19 protein-coding genes are annotated in these 23,578 nt (G+C 33.5%); 8 read left to right on the plus strand and 11 right to left on the minus strand.

The window, feature by feature from the left end; translation table 11 throughout:
* Positions 1 to 112 precede the first annotated feature (112 nt).
* Positions 113 to 2,695 carry a phosphoenolpyruvate carboxylase gene (locus UMM65_RS11765; RefSeq protein ID WP_321976757.1) on the plus strand — a complete coding sequence of 861 codons (2,583 nt, stop codon included), beginning with the start codon at positions 113 to 115 and terminating at the stop codon, positions 2,693 to 2,695.
* Between the two features lie 42 nt (positions 2,696 to 2,737).
* Here UMM65_RS11765 and UMM65_RS11770 read toward each other — a convergent pair whose 3' ends face one another.
* The 6 genes from UMM65_RS11770 to metG form a co-directional block, all read right to left on the minus strand.
* The gene (locus tag UMM65_RS11770) at positions 2,738 to 4,861 is read right to left on the minus strand and encodes a Tex family protein (RefSeq protein WP_321976759.1); all 2,124 of its coding nucleotides are present in this window, start codon (positions 4,859 to 4,861) and stop codon (positions 2,738 to 2,740) included.
* A gap of 262 nt (positions 4,862 to 5,123) precedes the next feature.
* Complete coding sequence (locus UMM65_RS11775; protein WP_321976760.1) at positions 5,124 to 5,282, minus strand: hypothetical protein; 159 nt, start codon at positions 5,280 to 5,282, stop codon at positions 5,124 to 5,126.
* 87 nt (positions 5,283 to 5,369) lie between these two features.
* Positions 5,370 to 6,188, minus strand: coding sequence for a hypothetical protein (locus UMM65_RS11780; RefSeq protein ID WP_321976761.1), 819 nt, complete (start codon positions 6,186 to 6,188; stop codon positions 5,370 to 5,372).
* 3 nt (positions 6,189 to 6,191) lie between these two features.
* Positions 6,192 to 7,079: a DUF488 domain-containing protein gene (locus tag UMM65_RS11785; protein ID WP_321976762.1), complete on the minus strand. Its 888-nt coding sequence runs from the start codon at positions 7,077 to 7,079 to the stop codon at positions 6,192 to 6,194.
* Between the two features lie 46 nt (positions 7,080 to 7,125).
* Positions 7,126 to 7,929, minus strand: coding sequence for a copper resistance protein NlpE N-terminal domain-containing protein (locus tag UMM65_RS11790; RefSeq protein ID WP_321976763.1), 804 nt, complete (start codon positions 7,927 to 7,929; stop codon positions 7,126 to 7,128).
* A 156-nt stretch (positions 7,930 to 8,085) separates the two neighbouring features.
* The gene (gene metG / locus UMM65_RS11795) at positions 8,086 to 10,161 is read right to left on the minus strand and encodes a methionine--tRNA ligase (RefSeq protein WP_321976764.1); all 2,076 of its coding nucleotides are present in this window, start codon (positions 10,159 to 10,161) and stop codon (positions 8,086 to 8,088) included.
* A gap of 198 nt (positions 10,162 to 10,359) precedes the next feature.
* Here metG and UMM65_RS11800 point away from each other — a divergent pair, with 198 nt between their 5' ends.
* Both UMM65_RS11800 and UMM65_RS11805 read left to right on the plus strand, forming a co-directional pair.
* Positions 10,360 to 11,349, plus strand: a complete 990-nt coding sequence (locus UMM65_RS11800) for a S66 peptidase family protein (protein ID WP_321976765.1) — start codon at positions 10,360 to 10,362, stop codon at positions 11,347 to 11,349.
* Entirely contained in the window at positions 11,350 to 11,709 is a 360-nt protein-coding gene (locus UMM65_RS11805; protein WP_321976767.1) for a YraN family protein, read from the plus strand.
* A 65-nt stretch (positions 11,710 to 11,774) separates the two neighbouring features.
* Here UMM65_RS11805 and UMM65_RS11810 read toward each other — a convergent pair whose 3' ends face one another.
* The 4 genes from UMM65_RS11810 to mfd form a co-directional block, all read right to left on the minus strand.
* Complete coding sequence (locus tag UMM65_RS11810) at positions 11,775 to 13,106, minus strand: TlpA family protein disulfide reductase (RefSeq protein ID WP_321976768.1); 1,332 nt, start codon at positions 13,104 to 13,106, stop codon at positions 11,775 to 11,777.
* 84 nt (positions 13,107 to 13,190) lie between these two features.
* On the minus strand, positions 13,191 to 14,042 hold the full coding sequence (locus tag UMM65_RS11815; protein ID WP_321976769.1) for a hypothetical protein: 852 nt from the start codon (positions 14,040 to 14,042) through the stop codon (positions 13,191 to 13,193).
* Positions 14,043 to 14,091: 49 nt separating this feature from the next.
* Complete coding sequence (locus tag UMM65_RS11820) at positions 14,092 to 14,952, minus strand: hypothetical protein (RefSeq protein ID WP_321976770.1); 861 nt, start codon at positions 14,950 to 14,952, stop codon at positions 14,092 to 14,094.
* Positions 14,953 to 15,004: 52 nt separating this feature from the next.
* Positions 15,005 to 18,391, minus strand: a complete 3,387-nt coding sequence (gene mfd / locus UMM65_RS11825; protein WP_321976771.1) for a transcription-repair coupling factor — start codon at positions 18,389 to 18,391, stop codon at positions 15,005 to 15,007.
* 89 nt (positions 18,392 to 18,480) lie between these two features.
* Between mfd and UMM65_RS11830 the strand changes: the two genes are divergently transcribed.
* Positions 18,481 to 18,918, plus strand: coding sequence for a tellurite resistance TerB family protein (locus tag UMM65_RS11830; RefSeq protein ID WP_321976772.1), 438 nt, complete (start codon positions 18,481 to 18,483; stop codon positions 18,916 to 18,918).
* Between the two features lie 39 nt (positions 18,919 to 18,957).
* Here UMM65_RS11830 and UMM65_RS11835 read toward each other — a convergent pair whose 3' ends face one another.
* A complete protein-coding gene (locus UMM65_RS11835) occupies positions 18,958 to 20,118 on the minus strand; it encodes an aminotransferase class V-fold PLP-dependent enzyme (protein ID WP_321976773.1) in 1,161 nt (386 codons plus the stop codon).
* A gap of 101 nt (positions 20,119 to 20,219) precedes the next feature.
* On the opposite strand from UMM65_RS11835, the gene UMM65_RS11840 reads away from it, so the two are divergent.
* Genes UMM65_RS11840 through UMM65_RS11855 form a run of 4 tightly spaced genes read left to right on the plus strand, consistent with a single transcriptional unit; the run spans position 20,220 to position 23,388 of the window.
* Positions 20,220 to 20,882 carry a metal-dependent transcriptional regulator gene (locus tag UMM65_RS11840; protein ID WP_321976774.1) on the plus strand — a complete coding sequence of 221 codons (663 nt, stop codon included), beginning with the start codon at positions 20,220 to 20,222 and terminating at the stop codon, positions 20,880 to 20,882.
* A 5-nt stretch (positions 20,883 to 20,887) separates the two neighbouring features.
* A complete protein-coding gene (locus tag UMM65_RS11845; RefSeq protein WP_321976775.1) occupies positions 20,888 to 21,682 on the plus strand; it encodes a transporter in 795 nt (264 codons plus the stop codon).
* Between the two features lie 6 nt (positions 21,683 to 21,688).
* Positions 21,689 to 22,600, plus strand: coding sequence for a metal ABC transporter solute-binding protein, Zn/Mn family (locus tag UMM65_RS11850; RefSeq protein WP_321976776.1), 912 nt, complete (start codon positions 21,689 to 21,691; stop codon positions 22,598 to 22,600).
* A gap of 50 nt (positions 22,601 to 22,650) precedes the next feature.
* A complete protein-coding gene (locus UMM65_RS11855) occupies positions 22,651 to 23,388 on the plus strand; it encodes a metal ABC transporter ATP-binding protein (RefSeq protein WP_321976777.1) in 738 nt (245 codons plus the stop codon).
* Positions 23,389 to 23,578 lie beyond the last annotated feature (190 nt).

Genomic DNA, 23,578 nt, shown 5'->3' on the forward strand with positions numbered 1-23,578 from the left:
AAAGAAAATACAAATTCCATTTTAATAAATTATAGAATCCGCAAAAATTACTAGTGTTCTTTTGCTTTTGCTTAGGCTTTAGTATTTTTACCGAAATAACCTAAATTAATATATGTCCGTACAACCAAAATTACAACGATTCAATCAAAACGTATTGTCTAAATACCAACTTTACAATAGTATTTTTATGACATTGCCTTTTGATTCTATTACCAAAACAGGTGTGTTATTGCCTTTATTTCACGAAACTTGTAAAAAGGGTTTTGGCGATGGTGACGACCCAACTACAATAGTTGATACCTTCTTTAAAAAATATCAGGCTAGAAGATCTGAAGAAAGTCAAATTAACTTACTGTTTCGTTTTATACAATATATTGAAAGACAGGTAGTTTTGTTCGATGCCATTGAAGATGCTTCATTTCCTGTGGTCATTAATATGGACGGAATAGGTACACTGCGGAGTTTAAAGGAGTCCGCTGCTTCTGACCATAAATTAGAAGTCTTAAGGCAATATTTGGAGGAGTTTAAGGTACGGATTGTACTTACGGCCCATCCAACGCAGTTCTATCCTGGCAGTGTTCTCGGAATTATAACAGATCTTACCGAAGCCATTAGACAAAACGATCTATTGGCTATAAACCAATTATTGGCTCAACTGGGCAAAACCCCATTTTATAAAAAGAAAAAACCCACACCTTATGATGAGGCTGTAAGTTTGATTTGGTATTTGGAAAATGTATTTTATTATTCTTTCGGTGCTATTTTCGATTATATTCAGCAAAATATTTTTAATAATAGGGATATTGACAACAACATAATAAATGTTGGATTTTGGCCAGGCGGTGATAGAGATGGAAATCCTTTTGTAACCCCTGAAATAACATTAAAAGTTGCCAACAGATTAAAGCAGACCATTCTTAAAAATTATTATAGGGATATAAGAAGACTAAAGCGAAAACTGACCTTTAACGGCTTAGAAGAACGTGTTGGAACGTTAGAGAGAAAATTATATCATAGTTTTATAGACGATGATGCCGAACCTGAAATAAGTCTAAACGACTTTGAGGCGGAATTAAAAGAAATTAGAAGTTTGGTTATTAAAGAGCATCAATCTTTATATTTGACTGAAATCAATAGTTTGTTGAATAAAATCCGCTTGTTCGGTTACCATTTTGCCATTTTAGATATTAGGCAAGATAGTCGTGTTCACGAAGGCGTTTTTAACACTTTGGCGAAAGGATTGATAAAGTTTAAAAGCGATATTTTTCCTAATGATTATTTTGAACTGCCAGCTAAAAAACAAGTTAAAATATTATCAGAAGTAAAAGGTAAGGTTGATTTATCAGTTTTTAAAGATGAAGAGTTATTAAAAACATTCGAAACAATTAACATCGTTAAGCAGATTCAACAAACGAATGGAGAACGTGCCGTACACAGATATATAATTAGTAACACCCAAAGTACATTGCACGTTATGCAGTTGTTTGCTATGTTAAAATTGGCCGCTTTTGGTGATGATTTAACATTAGATATTGGTCCGTTATTCGAAACCGTTCCAGATTTGGAAATTGCCCATGAGGTTATGGAAGAGTTATATACGAATCCTGCCTATGCAAAACATTTAAAAAAGCGTCAGAACAAACAATTGATAATGCTCGGTTTTTCTGATGGCACTAAAGATGGGGGTTATTTAATGGCAAACTGGGCTATTTTTAAAGCCAAAGAACGATTGACAGAAGTTTCTAGAAAATACAATATCGATGTTATTTTCTTTGATGGTAGAGGTGGACCACCAGCAAGAGGTGGAGGTAAAACACATCAATTCTACGCTTCGTTGGGGCCAACAATTGAGGCAAAACAAGTACAGTTGACTATTCAAGGACAAACCATCAGTTCTAATTTTGGAACGTTGGAATCATCGCAATATAATTTGGAACAATTGATAAGTTCTGGTATTTATAATAAGCTGGAAACCAATTTACCAATGACTGAAGATGACCGAAAAGTTATGGAAGAACTGGCAGAGATCAGTTATAAAAAATATGTCGATTTTAAGAATCACCCGATGTTTGTGCCTTATTTGGAACGTATGAGTACTTTAAAATATTACGCCAAAACAAATATTGGTAGTCGCCCAACAAAAAGAGGAAAATCAGATACATTAAAATTTGAGGATTTACGGGCCATTCCTTTTGTGGGGTCTTGGAGCCAGTTAAAACAAAACGTTCCAGGATTTTACGGAGTGGGAACAGCATTGAAAAAATATGAAGATAAAGGCGAATTCGACAAAGTAGAAGCGTTGTACAAAAACTCTAAGTTCTTTAAAACTTTAGTTGAAAACAGTATGATGGCCTTGTCTAAATCCTTTTTTGATTTGACCAAATACATGTCGGAAGATGCTGAATTCGGCCCGTTTTGGGATGTTATTCACGAAGAGTATAAAACTACAAAAGAATTGTTGCTAAAATTAACAGGTTCTAAAGCCTTAATGGAAAATGAACCAGCAGGAAAAGCCTCTATTGATATTCGAGAATCTATTGTATTACCATTGTTGACCATTCAACAATATGCTTTAAAAAAGATTCAACAATTGGAAAAGGAAGACCCAAAAGATAAAGATCAGATTAAGATTTACGAAAAATTGGTAACGCGTTCGTTGTTCGGTAATATTAATGCGGCAAGAAATTCGGCGTAAAATTTTTTGGTTAATTAGACCTGACAGGTTTTTTAAAACCTGTCAGGTCTTCTGGTGCAATTTCAATTGTATCCGTTCTCTTGCCACATCAACCTCCAATACTTTTACGATAATTTGCTGGTGTAAACTAACGTGTTCGCTTACATCCTTTACAAAAGAATCCGATAAGTTTGAAACATGAATCAATCCACTTTCTTTGATTCCAATATCTACAAAACAGCCAAAATTGGTAATGTTGTTGACAATTCCTGGTAATAATTGCCCTTCTTTAACATCGTTTATGGTTTTAATGTTTTGATTAAATGTAAATACTTTTGCTTTTTCGCGAGGGTCTAATCCTGGTTTTTCCAGTTCAGAAAGGATATCGGTCAAAGTTGGCAAACCTACTGTTTTACTTGTATATTTTTGTAAATCTATTTTTTGAAGGGTTTCATTATTTCCTATTAAATCTTCTATATTTTTATTTACACCTTTTGCCATTTTTTCAACAATAGTATAGCTTTCAGGATGCACTGCTGAATCATCCAACGGATTTTTCGCATTTTTAATACGTAAAAACCCGGCACCTTGTTCAAAAGCTTTATCTCCCAATCTGGCTACTTTTTTTATTTCGTTTCTTGAAGTATAAGCACCATTTTTATCGCGATAAGCAACTATGTTTTCTGCTAATTTGGGACCGATTCCGGATACATAGCTTAATAAGGATTCGCTTGCCGTATTAATATTTACACCGATAGTATTTACGCAACTTTCCACCACAGTATCCAAACTGCTTTTTAATTTAGTTTGATCCACATCATGTTGATATTGTCCAACACCGATGGATTTTGCATCAATTTTTACCAATTCTGCTAAAGGATCTGCCAATCTTCTACCAATTGAAACCGCACCACGCACGGTTACATCATAGTTTGGAAACTCATCCCTGGCAATTTTTGAAGCCGAATAAATTGAAGCTCCGGCCTCACTCACCACAAAAACCTGGATGTCTTTATTAAATCTGATTTTACGGATTAATCGTTCCGTTTCACGAGATGCTGTGCCGTTACCAATTGCAATTGCCTCAATTTTATAAGCATCAACCAAGGAGCTAATCTTTTTAATTGCTCCAATACTGTCGTTTTGGGGAGCATGTGGATAAATGGTTTCGTTGTGCTCCAATCCGCCCTGAGCGTTTAAACACACCACTTTGCAACCCGTTCTAAATCCCGGATCAATGGCTAAAATATTCTTTTCACCCAATGGTGCACCGAGCAGTAATTGTTTTAAATTCTTAGCAAAAACTTGAATGGCATTATCATCTGCTTTTTCTTTGGCGAGAATTAAAATTTCATTGGACAAGGCTGGGAATAATAAACGTTTGTAGGAATCTTGAATTGCTAATGTTATTTGCTCTGCAGATTCGCCATCGGAGCGAAGAATACTATTTTCGATATTATTCAACGCCTTTTCATCATCAATTTCAATTTTAACCCTAATAAAACCTTCTTTTTCGGCTCTTAAAATCGCCAATAAGCGATGAGAAGGACAACGGTTTAAACTTTCTGACCAATCAAAATAATCCCTGAATTTTTGAGCTTTTTCATCGTCTTTTTTAGTGCCAATTACTTTAGTAGTAATTTGAGCATGACGTTCTAACTGTCTTCGGATATTATTTCTAATATCGGTACGTTCATTAATCCATTCTGCCATAATATGTTGTGCACCTTCTAAAGCATCTGTAATATTTTTTACCTCAGCATTCAGGTATTTATGGGTAATGGACTCAATATCTGTTGCTCGCTGTGCCATTATAATTTTAGCCAATGGTTCTAATCCATTTTTTCGAGCGGTTTCTGCTTTGGTTTTACGCTTTTTCTTGAAAGGTAAATAGAGGTCTTCTAAAGTGGTTAAATCGCCAGCCGATTCAACTTTTTGTTTGAGCTCATCAGTTAAAACTTCTTGCTCATCTAATGATTTTATTATGGAAAGTTTCCGTTTTTCTAAGGTCTCGAATTGTTCTTTATACTTGACAATATCTCCAATTTGAACTTCGTCTAAGTTACCTGTTGCTTCTTTTCGGTAACGCGAAATAAAAGGTATGGTACAATCTTGATTAAGTAGTTCAATAGTGTTTTTAATGCCTCTTTCAGGAAGGTTGGTGTGCGATTTTATATAGTGTAACATTGGATAATTTTAGCGGATGCAATATAAAAACTATCTTGTAGAAAAGAAGATTTTTGTCGAAGTAATCAACCGTAATTATATAAACTCAATTAATGCCACGAATTCACTAATTCTTCAGTATTAAGACTATAAGCAAAACTAATTTCACCAAAAAATCTTAAGATTTTTGATTAGTGATCGTCATTCAAGATAGCTATTTTTTTAATTTGTGAATTCGTGGCAAAACACGCTAATATTGAAGTGTGATTTTTGTCTTGCAAGTTTATGCCACCTTTTTAAGCAAATCAAAGCAAGGGCATTTTTTGCAACGCTTTTGTTCACTCTTTTTATATTTTTTACAGCAATCGCTTTTTACTTTTTCAGGGATTAACCCTAATTTTTGTAATTTTTTGATTGCTTTCTTTTTCTTCTTTTTACCCAAAACCGTAAAGATGATTAAATAACTAGGCAAATTTAGTTATTTTTATTCAATCTAAATAAGGTTAGGGTAAGAAAATGTTTAGGTATATTACAATTCTAAACTTAATTGATTTTCTTTTTTGGGATAAAAGACTCCAATAATTACAAAAGGATTTGGAGCTCTTCTTCTATGCCATTCCATCGTAGTACCTAAAAATAAGTAAATATCGTTTTGACTAACGAAAGTATCGAAGTATTTTTGTTTTACCTTTTCTATTGCAATCTCTTTATTTCCTTTAGCGTCCTTTAGGCAATTCCAATAAAGTTGGAAAATTTCCCAGTCTTCAATCATTAATTTGCTAGAAACTCCTTCATCATCTTCAAAAACATATGAAAATTTGTACGGTACTTTAGGAATTAGTTTTTCTGGGTTTGCATCAATTTCCGCAAACAAATCAGTTTGTTTTCTTAATTCTACCCATTCATCTTTCCATTCTTTGGAATCACCTTCTACAAGAAATTTAGTAATTTTAGAGGGTTTAAAAGTAGCCAACGAAACATTTGTTGGGTTTTTAGAATCTGCAAGAAGCTTAGCTTTATTTGTGTAAACATCTTTTAAACAGAAGTGTTTTCGTTCTTTCCAATAATTTTTGGTATCTAATGTATCTATAATCTTAAAACGATAGTTACATGGTGAATGACTTTCTGGTCTAAAATCATCTGTTCTTTCTTTTACATCAAGCTCTATCCATGTATATTTTTTAAAACCAGTATCTTTTTTAATTTGATTAAGAAAACTTAACGGGATTGGGTAAACTCTAATCCAAGATCCGTCCTCTAAAACTCCAGCAGTACATACTAATTCATCATAACTTCTAGAAGGAAGCGGATAAGTAGTAACGGTTATAAGAATTTTTTTAACAGCCATTCTTTAAATATGCTCAACTTTGTATTCAAATTCTTCAAACTTTGCAATGGCATTGGCCAAGTGTGTTCTATGGCATTGACAACTTTTAGCTTCAAAGCATGTCAATGCAATTCTTTTATTTTTCCTTAATAAATCAAGAATTTCTTTTTGATGTAATGATGTTTGTGAAAGGTTTTTCGAAATATATTCTTTAAATAATTTGTCATAATCATGTTGCGAGTTTAATTCTTGTCGTTTATCAGAGTCAATTCCAACCTCTGGAATATGTCTATAAACTATACCTACACCTTCGCAGGCATTTTTTAATTGACTTTTACTAAAGCCATACTTCATACTCATCGCATTTTTCCTTACATCACAAAGAAGGCTAATGTTATTCTTAATTAACTTATTCAAGTAATGTTCTAAAGAGATTCCTTCGTAACCAATTGTAAATAAAACAGTATTATTTTCAAATGACCTATAATTATCTAAATTTTTTAACTCTGATTTCGAGAGGTACTCTTCAGCGATGGTACTGTTTATTGCAAAATAAGGATACCTCTTGTAGGTTAAATCAATCAAATCATAATTTGATTTATTTTTATAGATAATGGCAAAGTCAGATATAATTTTTTTATCCTCTTTGTCTAGTTGTACTAAATAATTTGTTTCATCTATTTTTGTCCACGAAGTGGTTGAGTCTTCAACAATACCGTATTTTGTCAAAGTGTTTAAATCTGCATTTGCTTGAAAAGAAAAACAACCATATTTATAAGGTACAAAATCGTAAGTTTTCTTTTTAGTCTTATATCTACTATGCAGAAACAATAACTTTTGAAGTTGAATTTTATCAAGTTTATTATTAAAAACCTGTAAAAGCGATAATGCCACTTTTCTCCTGTAATACATATTGCAAATATAACGAAGAATTTCCTATAAGTGTATGAATTAAACTCTATTCAAAATAAGCAACCTCGAACTTTGCCAACGGAGCCATTTTAGCTTTATTCAACGTCATGGTTTCACCGCTTAAGGAGAAATTATCAGCAGTACGGAGTATTTCCAAAAACTGTTTTTCAGTTTCCATATTTGAGCAATACATTTTGGTTGCACCTAGTTGCGAAAATGCGATTTGATTACCTTCTTTAAGCTCAAAAGTGCCAAAAAAGCGATTACAACCTGCATTTCCATAAACTTTGTTTTCTTCATCGGGACGAAGAATAATATAAGGCTGATTACCAGATTTTTTGTCGTAATTTACTTTTTGACCATTCAATTCAACCAATTTCCAATGTCTATTGGTAAGTTGGGTTTGTTGCTTATTGAAAATATAGTTTTGGGCTAATTCCGAAGCGTCGGGACCTGTAATTTTTTTAGCGTCTTGATCTAACATCCAAATCCTATTTTCACCGACAAAATATTGATTTTTTTCATCATTATTCAACGTAATTATTTGGCCGGTTTTATCCCAAGAAAAAGTACCCTTATCTTTAAAAATGGTATCTTTTTTCCCTAAGTACTTTGCCTGTTTAGTATAAGTTAAATCGTCATTTAAAATAAGGACAGTATTAATTCCTTCGCAATCTGCACAAGGCAAAACAGTTTGATATGTACCATTCCAATCTAGAGCATTCATACTGTTATGCATATCCACAACCGTTTCTTTTGCTTTTTCATCATCTTCATTAAATTTTTGCTTTGACTTACAACTTGAAAATATGATTACAATTAGTACTATTGTTATATTTATGGTCTTCATTCTTTAATTTTTAACGATTTAATATCTGATTTAGTTCCACTTATCCACTCACCACAGCTTTTGCCACGAATTCACTAATTTTAGCTGATTTGTAGTATGATAAAAAATAATTGTCACAAATTCCCTTCCCTTGGGGAAGGGCTAGGGATGGGTTTCTTAACTCACTTTCACACCATTTTCAACCTTACCATCTGGCTCAACAAACGCCAATTTCCCATCTGGAGTATCACTCATTAAAATCATTCCTTGGCTTTCTACACCTTTTATGGTTCTCGGTGTTAAATTGATTAAAACAGAAACTTTTTGACCGATTACTTCTTCGGGACTAAAACTTTCGGCAATGCCCGAAACAATTGTTCTTACATCTATGCCAACATCTACTTTTAGCTGTAATAATTTTTTGGTCTTAGGTACTTTTACTGCTTCTAAAATTGTGCCAATTCTAATATCTAATTTTGTAAAATCGTCAAATTCAATAGTTTCCTTTTGAGGCTCAATAGATTGGTTGGAAATTTCATTTGCTTTTTTAGAAGCCGCCAATTTATCCAATTGTTTTTGGATTTCTTCATCTTCAATTTTAGCAAACAGTAATTCTGCCTTTCCGCTTTTATGACCTGTTGGTAGAAGAATCTCTTTTTTTGAAACGTCATTCCAAGTTAGACTATCATCAATATTCAGAATTTCTTTTAATTTTTTAGAAGTAAAAGGCAAAAATGGTTCTGAAAGAATAGACAGTCCAGTTGCAATCTGTAAGGCAACGTACATAATCGTTTTTACACGCTCTTCGTCCTGTTTTATAACCTTCCAAGGTTCTTCATCTGCTAAATATTTGTTACCTAAACGGGCTAAATTTATCAACTCACTTTGTGCTTCTCGAAAACGGTATCTTTCAATGGATTTCGATATGATTTGGGGATATTTTTTTAGCATAGCCAAAGTTTCCTCATCTACTTCGGTCAAAGTATTTGGGCTAGGTACAATCCCCTCATAATATTTATGGGTTAATACCACTACACGGTTAATAAAATTTCCAAAAATGGCAACCAACTCATTGTTGTTCCTTGCTTGAAAATCTTTCCAAGTAAAGTCATTATCCTTTGTTTCGGGGGCATTTGCTGTTAACGTATAACGCAAAACGTCTTGTTTATCCGGGAAATCTTCTAAATATTCATGCAACCAAACTGCCCAATTTTTTGAGGTTGAAAGTTTATTTCCTTCGAGGTTTAAAAATTCATTGGCAGGAACGTTTTCTGGTAAAATATAAGAACCTTCAGCCTTTAGCATACTCGGAAAAATAATACAATGAAACACAATATTATCCTTACCAATAAAATGCAATAATTTGGTGTCTTTATCCTTCCAATACAGTTCCCAATCTTTGCCTGTACGTTCTGCCCATTCTTTGGTAGATGAAATGTATCCGATAGGAGCATCAAACCAAACATACAACACTTTTCCTTCACCACCATCTACGGGAACTGGAATTCCCCAATCCAGATCACGGGTAACCGCTCTGGGTCGCAAACCATCGTCCAGCCATGATTTTACTTGCCCCAACACATTCGGTTTCCAATCATTGGCATGTCCTTCAACAATCCAGCTTCTTAACCAATCTTGATATTCATCTAAGGGTAAAAACCAGTGTTTGGTTTCTTTTAAAGTGGGCGTATTTCCTGTAATTGCCGACTTCGGATTGATTAAATCTGTTGCATTATGGCTGGTTCCGCAATTTTCACATTGATCACCATAACTTTCTTCAAATCCACATTTAGGGCATGTACCTATCACAAATCTATCCGCCAAAAATTGATTGGCTTCCGCATCGTATAGTTGCTCATTAGTTTCTTCTATAAACTTACCTTCAACGTATAGTTTTTTGAAAAATTCAGAAGCCGTATCGTGATGCACCTTCGCTGAGGTACGCGAATAATTATCGAAAGAAATTCCAAATTCCTCAAATGATTTTTTAATCATATTGTGGTATTTATCAACCACTTGTTGGGGTGTAATACCTTCTTTTTTCGCTTTAATGGTTATAGGAACGCCATGTTCGTCAGAACCGCAAATGTATAACACATCATTGCCTTGTAAACGTTGATAACGTGCATAAATATCCGCAGGCACATACACACCCGCCAAATGCCCGATGTGAACTGGACCATTTGTGTAAGGTAATGCCGCGGTAATAGTATACCTGTCTGCCGACAAGGCAGGTTTTTTATGAGTATTCATCTAAATTCAAATAGTTTCTAAGTTATTGGTTATTAGGTTACTAAAACTAAATGCTCAGTTTAATTTGGTTAACTTCCAAATAACGCAGTAACTTAATAACCCAATAACTATTTATTGCCCTCAAAAATAAGAAAAAGCACTCACTAGACTAGTTATATTTAGCATTTTATCTATTTTTACGAGATTAACAAAATCATTATGAAAAAATTTTTTAGCATTATTATTCTTTTTTCTATTTCATCAGTTTGTTTAGGACAAAATGATACAGATAAATCTATGACTAAACCACCGAGTTTGCAAAAAGGTGATACGGTCATGATATTGGCACCCGCAGGAATAGTAAAAGATACCATAGGAGTCGAAAATGGTATAGCATTGTTAAAAAAGTGGGGATTGAGCGTGAAATTGGGTAAAAACCTGTTTAACCAGCATTTTAAGTTTGCCGGTACGGATGCTGAGCGTTTAGCGGATTTCCAAAATGCGTTGGATGACGATAATATTAAAGCGATTTGGTGTGCCAGAGGTGGTTATGGGGCAATTCGAATTTTGGATGATTTAGATTTTACCAAGTTTAAACAAAATCCTAAATGGATAATTGGGTTTTCTGATATAACAGCATTTCATAATGAAATACATAAAATGGGTATTGAAACCATACACGGTATTATGCCTTTGACCTATAAACCCGATGAAAAAGAACAACGTTACGCTATAAAATCCTTAAAAAAAGCTTTTTTTGGTAAACGTGTTAGATACCGAGTGGCTGAATCTGATTATAACCGTGAAGGAGATGCTGAAGGCGTAGTAGTTGGTGGAAATTTATCATTGGTTTATAGTATGTTAGGGTCAAAATCGCAAATTGATGTTAGCGGGAAAATTTTATATTTAGAAGAAGTAGGAGAGGCCTTATATCATATTGACAGAATGATGATTAGTTTAAAACGTGCTGGATATTTTGAAAATTGTAAAGGTTTAATAATTGGGGGAATGTCTAATATGAAGTCCGAACCATCAGAATTTGGAATGAGTTATGAGGAAATAATTTTGGATGCCGTTAAAGCGTATGATTTTCCAGTAGCTTTTGATTTTCCTGCTGGGCATATTACCGACAATAGAACAATAATATTAGGAAGGGAAGTCGAGTTAAAAGTAAAAGGGAGTAAAACAGTTGTTAAGTTTGAGAGATAAATGGCTGATCATAACGAATTAGGTAAAAAAGGAGAGGAGTTGGCCATTGCTTATTTAAAGAAAAACGGTTATAAAATCCGCGATATTAATTACAGATATCTAAAGGCAGAAGTAGATATAATTGCCCAAAAAGGAGATATTTTAGCAGCTGTTGAGGTAAAAACACGTTCTACCCGAGATTTTGGCTTACCACAAGATTTTGTTTCAACTAAGAAGATAAAATTATTGGTTATGGCAATTGACAATTATGTAATTTCAAAAGATTTAGATGTTAATGTTCGTTTCGACATTATAGCCATAATAAATGATAAAAATAAGTTTGAAATTGAGCATTTAGAAGACGCTTTTTATCATTTTTAATTTTATGATTCCTCCCCTTTTTTCAAGGGGAGGTGCCAAAGGCGGAGGGGTTATTTCAATTAAAATTATTTAACTTCAAAAAACACTTTCAACTCTTCAACATCATCTGGTTTAGCGATAATGTTTTTGTCAGTATCTAAAATAAAATAGGACGGTGTGGAATTGATACCATATGCTTGTGCAAATTTGTTTTGCCATTTGTTGGCCCCATACACATTGATAAAATTCGGATAATTTAAAACCATTTTATCCCAAATGGGTCTGCTCACATCTTCTTCCATTCCAATGGCAATGACTTTAGTGTTAGAATTATCTTTTAAGAAATCATATAATACAGGAATCTCTTTAAGACAATGACCACATTGTGTACTCCAAAAAACAATTACATAATTATCGAATCCTGATAAATGGTAGAGATTATCGTCTGCCCAACTGATATTAGGGGCTTTGTTGCCCAAGGCAGTTTTTATTTTGGCTTCAACATCTTTTTTAAAGGCCAAATCTTGATATTCGGTTGGTAATTTAGTATAGTAATTATCTAAAATAAATTTTACAATGGGTACATTTTGTTGTTGGGTAAAATTGTATAACAATACTTCTTCAATGTCTTTTGCCAAACTATAATTTTCACCAATTTTTGTAATTACTGATGAAATCGCTTCTTTTTTAAGTTGATTGTTTACTTCTTGATCATCAGAGGCATTTAAGTAGAAAATATAGTCGTTTATTTTATCAGTAATAAATGTGGAGTTCAATAGGGTTTTATCGGTGAAATCAACATTATCGAAAAAGTGTGCTTTGGTACTTTTAAGATAATCATTCGGTTTTTCAATGGGCTCTTCTGGATTGTACCTTGCACTCGCTTTTATAAAATGATGAGCTAATTTTCCTTCGGATTGCTTCTCAAATTGTTGCTGAATATTTTTCAGATTTTGATAATTTTTTTCATACGCCTTTACAATATTTTGTTTGTCTAAAGATTTAAAATAAGCCACCTGCAATGAGTCCAATTGATATTGTGGAATAGTAGTGCTGTTTAAGTAATCATAATAGAGTTTATTTTCATCGGATGCCGTAAATTGAATTTCTTGATTTGGATTTTCAGGATTAAAGATAAAAGCAATATCCTCGTTATTATAAATTACATCTACAAAAAGCTGGTTCTGTAAATCATAAACTAGTCGGTATATTCCTACATCTAAACTATCCGCCAAAGTAAAAGAAAATTCGCCTTCTACAATATCTGCATTGGCAATATAATTTTGTTTTGCTCCTTGCATATGGTATAAAATCATCCATTCATAATCGCCATTGGGTTGCATTTTTCCATTTAGGGTATGTTGAGCATTAGCGAAAGTGGTTGCAAGTAAAACTATAAGTAAAAATTTCTTAATCATAATGTAATTTATAAAAACGTCAGTTCGAGTGCCACGTTTTCACGTGGTGTATCGAAAACTAGTCAAAAACCAAACCAAAGGTAGTTATTCTACGATAAAAGTTATAGGAATTGTGTATTTTACTTTTACCGGTCTATGTCTTTGAGTAGCAGGAGTAAAATCGGGTAGTTCAGCAATTACTTTGTTGATTTCGGATTCGATAATTGGGTATTTTGCCCGCGTTTTAATGTCGGTTACTTTTCCTAAACTGTCAATTTTGAATTGAGTATAATTTTTATATTTTCCGGCCGGAACAATTTTTTGGATATTTTTTAAGTCGAGTTTGGAATTAATGAATTCAACCATTTTCTTATTAAACTCTTCTTTTATTTTAGAACTGTTTTGAGCTTTTGATTCTTTAAATTTGGGAGGGGTTTCTATAACAATACCAAAAGCCACTTCGCCATTTGTTACTAATGGAGGGGGTGGAATATTTATGGTTTCTTTTATAACTGAATCCTTTTTATTTTCAGATATGTTATTTGCTTTTGAAGAAATAATTGAATCATTTATCATTTCGTTTTTCGCAACACTATCCAATATGATTACTTGATTTATTTTCTGCTTTTTACCATCGTTATTACAACTCATCAACGTTGCACCCATGGTTATCAATAAAGCGAGTAAAAACATTCTAGAAAATGAAACCTGTTGAAATAAAACTTGCTCAGGAATTTCAATAGTAATAGTGTCTAATTGACTTTTCTGAAAGCGTCCGCAAACTTTTTTACCTTTATTTTCAATAAAAAAAGATTGTATTTCTTGTGCAGATTTTTTGGTAAAATCGACAACCGTTTTTGCACAAGCATTGCAAAATTTGCCTTGTTGAGAGGGTGTCATTTTTTGCCAATCTTCATGGCAAGGTTTTAGGATAGAAATATTCAGTTGCTTATTCATGGCTGACACTTTATATAGAAGTATCAAAAGTTATACCGAAAAGGGACTTTTAATCTATTTTGCCCTTCCTATAACGCATGATTGCACATTCGTCATCATCACAAATAATTCCTGCAAGTTTAGGATTGTTTAAAACATCTTTTACAAAATAAACCTTGTTATTGATGAGCATTTTTTCGTAGATCAATCTTATCCCATGGCTATAATCTACATACCAATCCACATGGCCCGTATATAAGGGTTGGATGGGTTTTCCGTCCAACTTATGCCAACCATAAATAGCAACTCTATTCGGTTTCGGATTCTTTAGAACTGCTGTTGATTGAACCACATCTTTTTTTATTCCAGCCACAATTCGGTTCGGAATTTTATGTTGCAGTTGCTCTTGAATCAACAAATGATGTTTTACGAAAGTGAGTAATGAATCTCGATTTTCGGTCAACGGAATAGGCGGTAATTTTTGATTTGCTGTTTTGTATATTTCATCTACCATTTTTGTAGTTGGTAAAACACAATGAAATTGATCTGCTAATAATTGTGCCGATTGCGGAGTGAGAGGCATTCTCACAAAATCTTTATTGGTACCAATAGATAAATAATCTGGTGTAGCCCAAAAACTAATTTTATAATTTTTACCCAAAGTATTTTTATGCTGATATGAAACCTTTTTAAATCGAAAATTATAATCGGGCATCCAACCATTGGACATATAGTAAATTAGAGAATCTTCTCGCTGTCGTACAGGTAATTGAGATATGTTATTCAGTAATGATTCAAGGGAGTTAAAATGGGAATTTTTATCGAAGGCGTAAAATTGTTGTTCTATTATGCTACTGACTTTTTTTGAAGAGCTACAAGACAGCATTAGAATGCCAATAACAATGCCTAAAAAGAATTTGGTTACCTGCATCTTAAAATAAAATCAGTGGATTTGCAGGATAAAAGTATAAAATAACTATCAATTAAATCTTCCTTAAAGCATCTAAAGCCTTTTCAATAGAATTTATCTTCGGAAAAGTCAATAACAATCGTAAACCGCTTCGGGTTTCTTTTTCTTTCATAGTGCAGCTGGAAGCATTTTGCTGTACAAACTGTAATACTTTGGTAAACATTTCGGTCTGATAATAACTAGATTGCTTATCAGATATAAAATAGCCAATCATTTTTCCTTTCTTTAAAATAAGACGTTCAAAACCGATGTTTTTGGCTAGCCATTTAACGCGGACGCTATTCAATAAATCTTCGGCTTGTATGGGCAATTCACCAAAACGGTCAATCAGCTTCTCTTCATAAGCTTTTAGTTCCTCTTCGGTATTTAAATTGCCCAATTCGTTGTATAAATTAAGTCTTTCGGTAATAGAATTGATATAATCATCAGGGAAAAGCAATTCAAAATCGGTATCTATTTGTATGTCTTTTACAAATGTTTTCGGTTTGTCTGAAGTGTCTTTATACAAGTCTTTAAACTCATTTTCTTTCAATTCTTCAATGGCTTCATTCAATATTTTTTGATAGGTATCAAATCCGATATCATTAATAAATCCACTTTGTTCACCTCCTAATAAATCACCTGCACCACGAATTTCTAAATCTTTCATGGCAATATTTAATCCACTGCCTAAATCAGAGAAAACCTCTAAGGCTTGAATTCGTTTTCTAGCATCATCCGTCATCATATGGTAGGGTGGTGTAATAAAGTAACAGAATGCCTTTTTGTTAGACCGTCCTACACGTCCTCGCATTTGATGTAAATCTGACAATCCGAAATTATTGGCGTTGTTGATAAAAATAGTGTTGGCATTAGGTACATCCAATCCACTTTCAACTATAGTGGTAGAAACTAATACATCAAACTCATTATTCATAAAAGAAACCATAAGTTGTTCTAACTTTTTTCCCTCCATTTGTCCGTGACCAATGGCAATTTTTGCATCTGGTAATAAACGTTGAATAAGTCCAGCAACTTCCTTAATATTTTCTATTCTGTTATGGATAAAAAACACTTGTCCACCACGTGAAATTTCATATTGAATGGCATCTCTAATAGTTTCCTCTCCAAAGCGAATAACATGTGTTTCAATGGGATGTCTGTTGGGCGGTGGTGTACTAATAACTGACAAATCACGAGCGGCCATTAACGAAAATTGTAAAGTACGTGGAATGGGTGTGGCGGTTAATGTTAAAGTATCTACGTTTTCTTTGATGGTCTTTAATTTATCTTTAACACCAACACCAAATTTTTGTTCTTCATCAACAATTAGCAGACCTAAATCTTTAAATTTTACTTTTTTATTTACGAGTTGATGCGTGCCAATAACAATGTCAATTTTACCCGATTCAAGACCTTTGATAATCTCGTTGCGTTGCTTCGTTGTTCTGAATCGGTTCATATAATCAATAACAACTGGGAAATCTTTCAACCGTTCAGTAAAAGTCCTAAAATGTTGAAATGCCAAAATGGTAGTTGGTACTAAAACCGCGACTTGTTTGCCGTTATCAACAGCTTTAAAAGCAGCTCGGATGGCAACTTCCGTTTTACCAAAACCGACATCGCCACAAATTAATCTATCCATGGGCTGTTGACTCTCCATATCCGACTTTACATCTTGGGTTGCCGTTAATTGGTCAGGCGTATCCTCGTACATAAAACTAGATTCCAGTTCCAATTGCATATAGCTATCGGGTTTGGATTGGAATCCTTTCTGCAATTTTCGTTTGGCATACAATTGAATCAAATCGTAGGCAATCTGTTTGACCCGAGTTTTGGTCTTCTGCTTGAGTTTTTTCCATGCCCCAGAACCTAATTTATAAATTTTTGGTGCCTTGCCCTCTTTACCATTAAACTTGCTGATTTTATGTAACGAATGAATGCTGATATAGAGTACATCTCTATCGCCGTAAATCAGTTTAATGGCTTCTTGTTTTTTACCTGCCTGTCCGGCAGGCAGGCCTTCAACATCAATTTTTTGTAATCCGCCGAATTTACCAATTCCATGATCCATATGGGTCACATAATCACCAATTTCTAGGTTGGTCAGTTCTTTTAGCGTAATAGCTTGTTTTTTTGAAAAACCACTTTTTAAACGGAATTTATGATAACGCTCAAATATTTGATGATCCGTATAACAAGCAATTTTTAAATCATTATCCACAAACCCTTGATAGATGGGAAATACTAAGGTTTCGTATTGCACATTTTCATCAATATCTTTAAAAATATCATGAAAACGTTGGGCCTGTTTGTCATTGGCACAAAACAAATAGTTTTGAAAACCGTTTTTCGTGTTTTCGTTAAGGTTGTCAATTAATAAGTTGAATTGTTTGTTGAATGAGGGTTGAGGTTTGGTTTTAAAGTTTACGTTTTCAAATCTGACAGGTTTTGAAAACCTGTCAGGTTTATCCGCATTACCAACCATCACTAAACTAAAGTCTTGCAGTTGATTTTTTATAAAACTACCATCACAAAACAATTCCTCGGGTTCGGCTAATTTTATAGTCTGTTTTTGTTCTGTAAAAGCCGATTTCGCTTTTTCAAACAATCCGTTTAAGGTATCAAAAATTAAGTCGGTATTTTTAGCGAATACAACTGTTTTACTCGAAATATAGTTGAGAAAACTTTCACGCTTTTCCTGTAATTTTTTATTTTCAACATTGGGTAAAATGCTGATTTTTTTAAGTTTTTCTAATGAAAGTTGAGTTTCAATATCAAAAGTTCTGATACTATCCACTTCGTCGCCAAAGAACTCTATTCTGTAAGGTTCGTCATTAGAAAACGAAAATACATCAACTATTCCCCCTCTCACGGAAAATTCTCCTGGTTCGGTTACAAAATCAACACGATTAAAATGATATTCGAATAGCATTTCGTTGACAAAATCAAGCGAAATTGCCATTCCGACACTCAACTTTAACGTATTTCTATCCAATTCGGATTTAGTGACTACTTTTTCAAAAAGAGCATCTGGATAAGTAACAATTACGGCGGGTTTTTTTCGAGAATTGATACGGTTAAGAACTTCGGAACGCAATAAAATATTGGCGTTATCGGTTTCTTCTCCCGAAGCGTCGGGATGGTAAGGACGGCGATAAGATCCAGGATAAAAAAGCACATTTTTATCACCCAATAGTTGTTCTAAATCGTTTAAATAATAGGCGGCTTCTTCTTTGTCATTAAATATTAAAAGATAAGGTTTATCAATTTGTTTAAACGTGCTTGAAATGATAAAAGACAATGAAGACCCTGCCAAATGCGATAAAAATAGCTTTTGGTTATCTTGCTGAAGTAGCGTCACAATCTGTTTTACATTCTCAGATTGCTCATAAAGTTTAACAATGGCTTGTTTGCTCAATTGTTTAAATTTTGCACAAATATAAAATTATATATAACCTTATAATAACATCGGTAGTTTTTTTATATTTGACCATTCAAAAAATAGTTATGTCTATATCGGATTTGTATTCAAGTGGTGCTCAAAAAAGCAATTTAGGTCATTTTTCAAATATTGTTAAATTGGCTTTGGCCGATGAAAAGTTGGAGGCTTCCGAAAAGGAACTTTTGGACAAAATGGCAAGATCACTTCAAATAAGTGAAGAGAAATATAAAGATATTTTGAGCAATGCTGATAAATATGCCATTAGCCCCCCAAATGGTTATGACGAACGTATTGAGCGATTGTACAAACTAACCCAAATGATTTTTGCCGATGATGAGGTTACCGGTGCTGAAATGATTGTTTTGCGTCGCATTGCAATTGGACTAGGTTTTTCTACAACTAATGCAGAAAAAGTTTGTGATGAAGCAGTCCATTTGGTATTGAACGAAAATGATTTAGAAGAATTCACTGAAGCTATAAAAGCGGTAAATAAGAGTGAGTAATATTTTTACCTCTTATTTGCAGAGGTCAGAAATACCGTTTCAGGTATTTCTTGGAGAGGAAAAACAACCCACAAACTTCTCAAAATCTTCTTCAGAATTATAAACATTTGGTGAAACCCTGATGGCATCACCGCGATAAGAAACATAAATTTGTTCCGCTTTAAATTTCGCTTTTAAGCCTTGTAATTGGATATTTTTAGGCAAATAAACACCAAATAGATGTTTGCTTCTAAATTCATCATCTTCTATAAAACACTCTAAATTTCTAAGTCTGTTAATCGCTTTTTTTGAGATTTTATCGCAATAGTCTTGGATATGTTGTGGTTGCCATTTTAGTATTTGATTGATACTTTCAGTTAACATTGCTACAGAAATAAAATTACTGCACTCACCCATATTATAGCGTCCAGCTTTGGGCTGATAGCCCGAATTATAATTGACCAATTGCGTAAAATCTTCACTTTTATACCGATTTATCCAATTGTTTTCAATGGGTTCGCCATCGTTAAAAGCATCTGAATAATATGCCATTCCCAATCCGTAAGGTCCCATTAACCATTTATAACCAACGGTAATAACAGCTTCAGGTTGAATTTCTTTCACGGAAAATGCATCAGCACCTATAAATTGAGAAGCATCGATAATCAATGCTGCATTATAAAGTTTTGATTTTTCTCTTATTGCTTTTAAGTCAAACAATGTTCCATCTGCCCAGTGTGTTGGTCCTAAAGTTACCACAGCGGTTTTTGAATTTATAGCATCCAGAATATTCTGATTCCACTGTTTGCCTCTATTTTTAAATTCTAGTGGAGGGGAAATAACCTTGACCTTGGCTTTCTTTTTTTCGGCTACTTTTTGCCATGCATATACATTGCTCGGAAATTGAGCATCTACGATAATTATTTCATCGCCAGATTCCAGATTTACATTATTGGCTGCATTGGCCAAACCATAGGAAGCAGAAGGAATTATAGCCGTATTGTTATAATCAGGTACATCAATAAGTTTGGCAAAAACCTTTTTTAAATTCTTTGGACCTTCAAAAAAAGCTTCAGCACCAAATTGATGAGGGAAACATTTTTTTGAAACTGCTTCATGACCAATATTCTCAACACTTTTTAATTGAGGTGACATATAGGCCCCGTTTAAATAAGTAATGTTCTTAGGTAGTCTAAACAAATCTTTTTGGTTGGTCAGCATACTAAATATGGATTTTGATATCAAATATAGTTTTTAAAATTAAATTCACATTATTTTTAGACAAGACTAAAAATATTTTTATATTTGTAAAAAATTAAAGAATGTTTTCGCAGGCCGAAGAAAATTATTTAAAAGCTATTTACGCACTTGAAATAGAGACTTCAACAAGTGTTAGCACCAATTTGATTGCAGAGCAGATGCAAACCAAAGCATCTTCTGTTACCGATATGGTTAAAAAATTATCGGATAAAAGGCTAGTGGCCTATAAAAAATATCAAGGTGTTCAACTTTCTGATAAAGGTAAAAATGTAGCTACTTCAATTGTCAGAAAACATCGTTTATGGGAATGTTTTTTGGTCGATAAATTAAATTTTTCTTGGGATGAGGTACACGATATTGCCGAGCAGTTAGAGCATATTCAATCTGAAGAAATGATCGATAGGTTAGATGCATATTTAGATTATCCGAGCGTAGATCCGCACGGGGACCCAATTCCAGATAAGGATGGGAAGATTACAAAAAGGAAAAAAATCCAATTGTCTAAACTTAAAGAAAATCAAGAAAGTGTATTACTTGGAGTAAAAGATTCTTCGGATGAATTTTTAAGATATTTAGATAAAAAAAAGATAGCCATTGGTAAAACCATAAAAATTTTAAGCATAGAACCTTTTGATAAATCGATGCAAATTAAAATGAATAATACAGAACTTATTATTACTGAGGCCGTAGCCGAAAATCTATTTGTAAAAGAGAAAGATAAATGAGAAACATGACAAAATATTATAGCATATTGTTAATTTTTATTGTAGTTGAATTAACCGCACAAGTTGAAGATAAGGCAAAGAAATATGGCGAATTGATTACGGATAGACCAGACCAAACAGAATCGCCTTCAGTTGTGCCCAAAGGATTTCTACAAGTTGAAACAGGTACTTTTTTTGAAAAAGTTAAAAATAATAATATTGAAAATGAGTCCAAAACATATAATACCACCTTATTAAGGTATGGATTGTTAGAAAATTTGGAATTGCGATTTGGATTGGATTTTATGGAACAGTCTAGAGCAATAAGCGGAACAAAGTTGGAAGATATAGCTAGTGGTTTTTCGCCTTTACTTTTAGGGGTTAAAGTGGGTATTACAGAAGAAAAAGGATTGCTTCCCGAAATAGGATTGTTAGGGCATTTGTCATTACCTTTTTCAGCATCAAAAGATTATAAACCTGAAAACACAGGAGTTGATTTCCGATTTGCTTTTTCGCATACTCTAAATGAAAAGTCTAGCATCTCTTATAATTTGGGTGCTGCTTGGGGAGATGATTCACCAGAAGCTGCTTATGTTTATACTTTGGTTTATGGTAACAGTATCACCGAAAAGTTAGGTGTTTATGTTGAATTATATGGAGATATGCCAGAAAACAACAAGGCAAACCACCTCTGGGACATGGGTTTTACTTATTTAGTAAGTGATAATATACAATTAGATATTTCTGGAGGAACTGGAATTAGCCGAAATATTCAAGATTTACTTTTAAGTGCAGGAATTAGTTTTAGAATCCCTAAATAATAAAAAATGAGAAAAATTTTACTTTTAATGTTTGTGGCAATTTTTACAATAAGCTGTAAGAAAGAGGTTGCAAAAAACGAAAAATTAAATATTGTAACTACCACTACCATGATAACCGATTTGGTTAAAAATGTTGGTGGAGATAGTATTAACGTGCAAGGTTTAATGGGTAGTGGTGTAGATCCGCACTTATATAAGGCAAGTGAAGGCGATGTTACGAAATTGGCAAACGCCGATATTATTTTTTACGGAGGCTTACATTTGGAAGGAAAATTGGTTGAGGTTTTTGAAAAAATGCAGCACCAAAATATTAAAACTATTGCACTCTCTGATGCTTTGGATAAAGAGAAATTGATTAACTCGGAATATTTTCAAGGGAATTACGATCCGCATATCTGGTTTAATATTGGGTATTGGAAAGCGATAGCCAACTACGTGGTTAAAACACTTTCTGAAGGTGATCCAAAACATAAAGTGTTTTTTGAAACAAATGGTAAAAAGTATATAGAAAAATTAAACACTCTTGAATTAGAAGTTAAATCTATTATAGAAAAATTGCCAAAAGAGAAACGGATTTTAGTAACGGCTCATGATGCATTCAGTTATTTTGGAGAGGCTTTTGGGTTTCAAGTAGTAGGTCTGCAAGGTATTTCAACGGCTACAGAAGCAGGTGTGCAAGATGTTCAGAAATTAGCTTCCTTTATAATCGAAAATAAAGTAAAAGCCATTTTTGTGGAAAGTTCCGTGCCTAAACGAACCATTGAAGCTCTTCAGGCAGCGGTAAATTCCAAAGATCATCAAGTAGAAATTGGCGGCACTTTGTATTCTGATGCTTTAGGGAATTCCGGGACTGAGGAAGGTACGTACATCGGAATGTTTAAATACAATGTCAATACAATCGTAAATGCGTTAAAGTGAGATAACAAATCCTGCAAGGTTTCAAAAACCTTGTAGGTTTAAAACGAACCATGGAACAAAAAATAGCAGTTCAAGTAGATGATTTAACCGTAGCTTATAACTATAAACCGGTACTTTGGGATATAGATTTGGAAATCCCAGAAGGTGTTTTGATGGCTATTGTAGGCCCAAATGGAGCGGGTAAGTCAACATTGATAAAATCCATTTTAGGGATTTTAAACCCCATTGCGGGAAGTGTTGCTATTTACGGAGAACCTTATGAAAAGCAACGCGATTTAGTTGCTTATGTTCCACAAAAAGGAAGTGTAGATTGGGATTTTCCCACAACAGCTTTAGATGTGGTAATTATGGGTACTTATGGAAGTCTGGGTTGGATTAAACGTCCTGGACTAAAAGAAAAAAAAGCAGCCCTTGAAGCATTGGAAAAAGTAGGAATGTTATCTTTCCAAAGCAGACAAATCAGTCAATTGTCTGGTGGACAGCAACAACGTATTTTTCTGGCTAGAGCTCTGGTACAAGATGCTTCTATTTATTTTATGGATGAACCTTTTCAAGGGGTGGATGCTTCCACTGAGATTGCTATTATAAATATATTAAAAGAATTGCGAAAAGCAGGTAAAACAGTAGTAGTAGTGCATCACGATTTACAAACCGTTCCAGAATATTTTGATTGGGTTACATTTTTGAACGTAAAAAAAATTGCCACAGGCCCAGTTAAAGATATTTTTAATGATGATAATTTAACTAAGACTTACGGTATTAATTATAAGGTTAGTATTCAGGAATAGGCTAGTTCAGAGTTCGGAGTTATGAGTTCAGAGTTAAAAAAAGTACTAGGTACAAGGTTAGAGGTACGAGAAAAAAGATAAGTAAATTCAGTTGAAAACGTGGAAGTTCCCCTCTTGAGAGGGGTTAGGGGTGTGTTTTTGATTGATCGGACAAATTTTCAGTGATAAATTAATTATTAAGATAAAACAA

This window comes from Aureibaculum koreense (genome assembly GCF_034296135.1).
Taxonomy (GTDB): Bacteria; Bacteroidota; Bacteroidia; order Flavobacteriales; family Flavobacteriaceae; genus Aureibaculum.

Bases quoted from the DNA above. Each gene is read 5' to 3' on its own strand.
- UMM65_RS11780 (WP_321976761.1), bottom strand. From the start codon at position 6,188: ATGGCTGTTAAAAAAATTCTTATAACCGTTACTACTTATCCGCTTCCT.
- UMM65_RS11835 (WP_321976773.1), bottom strand. From the start codon at position 20,118: ATGCTGACCAACCAAAAAGATTTGTTTAGACTACCTAAGAACATTACT.
- UMM65_RS11785 (WP_321976762.1), bottom strand. From the start codon at position 7,079: ATGTATTACAGGAGAAAAGTGGCATTATCGCTTTTACAGGTTTTTAAT.
- UMM65_RS11855 (WP_321976777.1), top strand. From the start codon at position 22,651: ATGGAACAAAAAATAGCAGTTCAAGTAGATGATTTAACCGTAGCTTAT.
- UMM65_RS11770 (WP_321976759.1), bottom strand. From the start codon at position 4,861: ATGTTACACTATATAAAATCGCACACCAACCTTCCTGAAAGAGGCATT.
- metG (WP_321976764.1), bottom strand. From the start codon at position 10,161: ATGAATACTCATAAAAAACCTGCCTTGTCGGCAGACAGGTATACTATT.
- UMM65_RS11840 (WP_321976774.1), top strand. From the start codon at position 20,220: ATGTTTTCGCAGGCCGAAGAAAATTATTTAAAAGCTATTTACGCACTT.
- UMM65_RS11810 (WP_321976768.1), bottom strand. From the start codon at position 13,106: ATGATTAAGAAATTTTTACTTATAGTTTTACTTGCAACCACTTTCGCT.
- UMM65_RS11820 (WP_321976770.1), bottom strand. From the start codon at position 14,952: ATGCAGGTAACCAAATTCTTTTTAGGCATTGTTATTGGCATTCTAATG.
- UMM65_RS11765 (WP_321976757.1), top strand. From the start codon at position 113: ATGTCCGTACAACCAAAATTACAACGATTCAATCAAAACGTATTGTCT.
- UMM65_RS11805 (WP_321976767.1), top strand. From the start codon at position 11,350: ATGGCTGATCATAACGAATTAGGTAAAAAAGGAGAGGAGTTGGCCATT.
- UMM65_RS11830 (WP_321976772.1), top strand. From the start codon at position 18,481: ATGTCTATATCGGATTTGTATTCAAGTGGTGCTCAAAAAAGCAATTTA.
- UMM65_RS11790 (WP_321976763.1), bottom strand. From the start codon at position 7,929: ATGAAGACCATAAATATAACAATAGTACTAATTGTAATCATATTTTCA.
- UMM65_RS11800 (WP_321976765.1), top strand. From the start codon at position 10,360: ATGAAAAAATTTTTTAGCATTATTATTCTTTTTTCTATTTCATCAGTT.
- UMM65_RS11850 (WP_321976776.1), top strand. From the start codon at position 21,689: ATGAGAAAAATTTTACTTTTAATGTTTGTGGCAATTTTTACAATAAGC.
- UMM65_RS11815 (WP_321976769.1), bottom strand. From the start codon at position 14,042: ATGAATAAGCAACTGAATATTTCTATCCTAAAACCTTGCCATGAAGAT.
- UMM65_RS11845 (WP_321976775.1), top strand. From the start codon at position 20,888: ATGACAAAATATTATAGCATATTGTTAATTTTTATTGTAGTTGAATTA.